Genomic DNA, 3,585 nt, shown 5'->3' with positions numbered 1-3,585 from the left:
TCGGCCAATTGTCGTCAATTTTAGCTTGGATAAATCGGTTGCAACTGCGTTGAAATCGGCTTGTAGTTTCCACGCGCTGGCCAACAAAAGAAAACTACCAAACAGCCTGCTGGCATCGTGGCTTGCATTTGCAGGTTGCAACAAACCGCCTATCGCCATTGTTAGTCGCATATGGAATGCGCGCGATATGTTGGACTGGCAGAGTTATCCACAGATCTCTTCATGACTACACTTGGCAAAACTTGGTAGCAAATTGGTAGCAAAGAAAAAATAGGTAACTTTATAAATCTATTTTGAAGCTTGGATTATCTCTTAACGATTTGATTTATAAGGAAAAACTGGTGCCACAGGGGAGGATTGAACTCCCGACCTCATCATTACCAATGATGCGCTCTACCACTGAGCTACTGCGGCATCGGACGCGGAAATATCCTGCGTCTGTCTTTGAAGGCGCGCTGATACCCCGCTTACCCCTTTCTGAAAAGGGGTCTGACGCATATCATCTTCACATGAACGAATCGCTACCTCCAAAAATCGCAGTTAATGCGCCGCCCAAGTCCCAAGCCCCCAAAAAGCCATCCAAAGAAGATCGGCTAAAAGCGGCGCTTCGCGACAATTTGAAGCGACGCAAGGAGGCTGCGCGTAAGTCAGACCCGGCCTAAACGTCAAGCAGGCCGCACGCGCAGGCTTGCCACGTCCACGTTTTGACTGAGCGCGACTTGGCCTTGCTCTCCGCGAATGTCCACGCGCAGCTTTGGCCCGCTCACTTTGTCCCAATCAATCTCAATCAAGCCAAAGTTACGGGCACGAAAAGCCTCACCAATCCGCAGCGCATTTGGCGGCAGCACTGGCCAGACTTCGGTCAGGCCTGAGGATGTAAAGTCCCACAGTGGATAGGGCACATTGGCATCGAGCCGTGAGATTTCGCCATAATGGGTGTCACCCGACAGACAGATGAGGCCACTGGCTTTGGTCTTGCGGATCGTCTCAATCAGGCGCTGGTGGTCCTGGGCATAATTGATCCAAGCTTCCCAACCCGGGAAGTCGGCGACAACTTGCAGCGAGCTGGCAAGGATGCGGATATCTGCGGGCAGGCGTAATTGCTCTTCCAGCCAGCGCCATTGATCTTCGCCAAGCATGGAGGCTTTGAGCTCTGGATTGCGGGCATAGGGGCCGGGGACGGGCTTTCCGGCGGCGGCCAGTTCTTTTTCCCAATCCGAATAGCTCTTGCCACCCAGATCCAGCCGCAGGATCTCCGAGCGATTAAAGCGCAAGTCTGGCAAAATGATCTGAATGCGTTTGCCGGCTGGGCCAAACAAATAGGCGCTATAAATGCCATCGCGGCTGCGGCGCGGGCTGGTGGCAGCCTCACCCCAGAAGTCGCAGAAGATTTTGCGCGCCTCGTCCTTCATCGGATAGTCGCCGCCCGCATCATTCTCGCCAAAGTCGTGATCGTCCCAGACGGCAAGAATTGGGGTGGTTTCGCGCAGCTTCTTGAAACCCGGCTTTTCGGCCAATTGCGCATATTTCGCGCGCATTTCATTGGGATCGCGTGTGTCGAGATAGACATTGTCTCCCAAGAAGATGAATAGGTCGGGCTTGGCCGCCAATACAGCTTCCCAGATCGGCTGATCCTTGGACTGCTTGGCGCAAGAGCCAAAGGCAATCCGCGTCAGGGCTTTGGCGGCAATCGCCTGAGCACTGCCCGGCAAGGCATCGGGTGCAGCAGCCGCAAGGCTGGGGCCGGCAACAAGACCTGCAGCAAGGGTCAAGGCATTCCGTCGACTGGGTTTCATCGCAAAGCTCCTTAGAAAAAAGGGGCCCAAAGACGATGCTTTGAGCCCCTCAGGTGCCCGGGGGGGACTAAAGTTAGAAGGCTTTCTTCAAGGTGAAGACGACTTGCTGTGGCGCACCAGCCAGCAAGGTCTGGTTGTCGCCGCTATTGCCAAAGCCGTTGGAGCCAATGGTCGACACATAGCGCTCGTCGCTTGCATTGGTGACATTCAGCTGGGCTTCGAGGCCTTCCAGCATTTCATTGCCGGTGAAGCGATAGCCCAAGGTGACTTCGGCCAGAGTATAAGCGTCGACTTTGCCATTGGTCTTGTCGTTCAAATAGGTGAAGTAACGCTCACCCGTGTAGGACGCGCCAAGTTTTGCAAACAAATTGCCATTGTCATAGGAAAGCTCGCCCTTGAACAAGAATTCTGGCGTGTTGACGACCTTCTTGCCCTTGGTCGCCGTGACGACAACCCCGGCACGATTGACGACATTGTCGGCATATTCGGAGTTGTTATAGGTCAAAGAGCCGAACACATTGAACTCGTCTGTCAGCTTATAGACGCCAACCAGCTCTGCCCCGTAGGAATTGACCGCGCCGACGTTGGACAACACAGGCGCATTGCCCACAATGCCTGCGCCTTGCGAGACGCCCAGCAAGCGGTTCTCAAAGCGAACGGCATAGCCTGCAACGCTCGCCTCAAACTTGTCGCCACGAACGCGCCAACCCAATTCACCTGTGGTCGACTTTTCTGGGTCGAGGGTGCGGGACACTTCGTTCACATTGGCTTGGTTGCGCGAGGCAAATGGGCCAGCGGTTGCGGCCGACACATAAGCAGCCACATTGCGCGAGAAAGTGCCGAAGATGTTGCTTGTTGGGCTCAGCTCATATTTGAAGCCCACTTGCGGCAGGAAGGCTTCACTGGTGCGCAGTTTGCCGCTGATGCCATTGGTGGCTGTCGGGGCCGCATTATTGATGGTGGTGGTGGTCACCTCATTGGTCACGCGAACCGACTTAAAGCCCAGATTGACCGTCAGCGTGTCGCTGACGCTCCAATTGTCCTGCACCCAGAATTGCAAGGTCGAAGTGTCAAACCGGTAAGCCCACTGGGTGAAGAATGGGTTGGCCATAAAGTCCAGCGAAGGGCGGACATTGGAGGCGCGTGCTAAACCATAAAAGCGACGGGCTTGGTCGAACTGATTGCTTTCAACCCACAAGCCAGTCGAGACTTGATGCGCACCTGCGTCAATCATAAGCGAGCCGAACGCACCGGTGCGTTCGATATCATATTCGGTGGTCCGAACCGAGATCGGCGAGGGGGCTGTGATCGGGCTACCATTTTGGTCCGGTGCACCAGCAGGGGTCGCCACATAAGGGGTGAACCACGTGCCTTGACCCTCATTGGTGTGGTTATAGACTGTCGCGGACAGGCTGACCTTGTTGTTCACTGGCAAATCAAGCGTCAGATAAGCCAGATTGTCTTTGCGCAAGCCAGATGCGTCAAAATAGGCATCATCAACCGAGGTGATCGGGCTTGGGTAAACACCGCCAGCCGCAGCGTTAGAAACTGCTGCACCGGTATCGCCGCGGTTATTCGCGATATCTGCCAACAAATTGGCCAGCGCATAATTGCCGGAGATATTGTCCCATTTATAACCCAAACGGCGGATCATCCCGAGGCTTAAATCCTGATAGTCATTTTCGGCCCGATCGGACCAGTTGTAGACCCCCGTTATAGTGGCTGCGCCAACGGGTTGGATATATTTCACATTGACTTGGTCATGGTTCTGCTCGCCCACGCCCTTCCA

General features: G+C 54.6%; 3 protein-coding genes and 1 tRNA gene. 1 reads left to right on the top strand and 3 read right to left on the bottom strand.

Going from position 1 to position 3,585, the window contains the following annotated elements:
- Positions 1 to 226, top strand: a 226-nt coding sequence (locus tag ACOVRA_RS04830; protein ID WP_421719313.1) for a hypothetical protein, incomplete at its 5' end; no start/stop codon positions are given.
- 113 nt (positions 227 to 339) lie between these two features.
- On the opposite strand, the gene ACOVRA_RS04825 is transcribed toward ACOVRA_RS04830, so the two are convergent.
- The 3 genes from ACOVRA_RS04825 to ACOVRA_RS04815 form a co-directional block, all read right to left on the bottom strand.
- A tRNA-Thr gene (locus ACOVRA_RS04825) sits at positions 340 to 414 on the bottom strand.
- A gap of 251 nt (positions 415 to 665) precedes the next feature.
- Entirely contained in the window at positions 666 to 1,796 is a 1,131-nt protein-coding gene (locus tag ACOVRA_RS04820; RefSeq protein ID WP_421719312.1) for an alkaline phosphatase D family protein, read from the bottom strand.
- A 73-nt stretch (positions 1,797 to 1,869) separates the two neighbouring features.
- A partial coding sequence (locus ACOVRA_RS04815; RefSeq protein WP_421719311.1) for a TonB-dependent receptor domain-containing protein occupies positions 1,870 to 3,585 on the bottom strand: 1,716 nt, incomplete at its 5' end.

Origin of the sequence: Aquidulcibacter sp. (assembly GCF_049239865.1) — a bacterium.
GTDB lineage: Bacteria > Pseudomonadota > Alphaproteobacteria > Caulobacterales > Aquidulcibacteraceae > Aquidulcibacter.
Note: the sequence above shows the minus strand (reverse complement) of the source record. Positions and strands in the feature narration are given on the sequence as shown.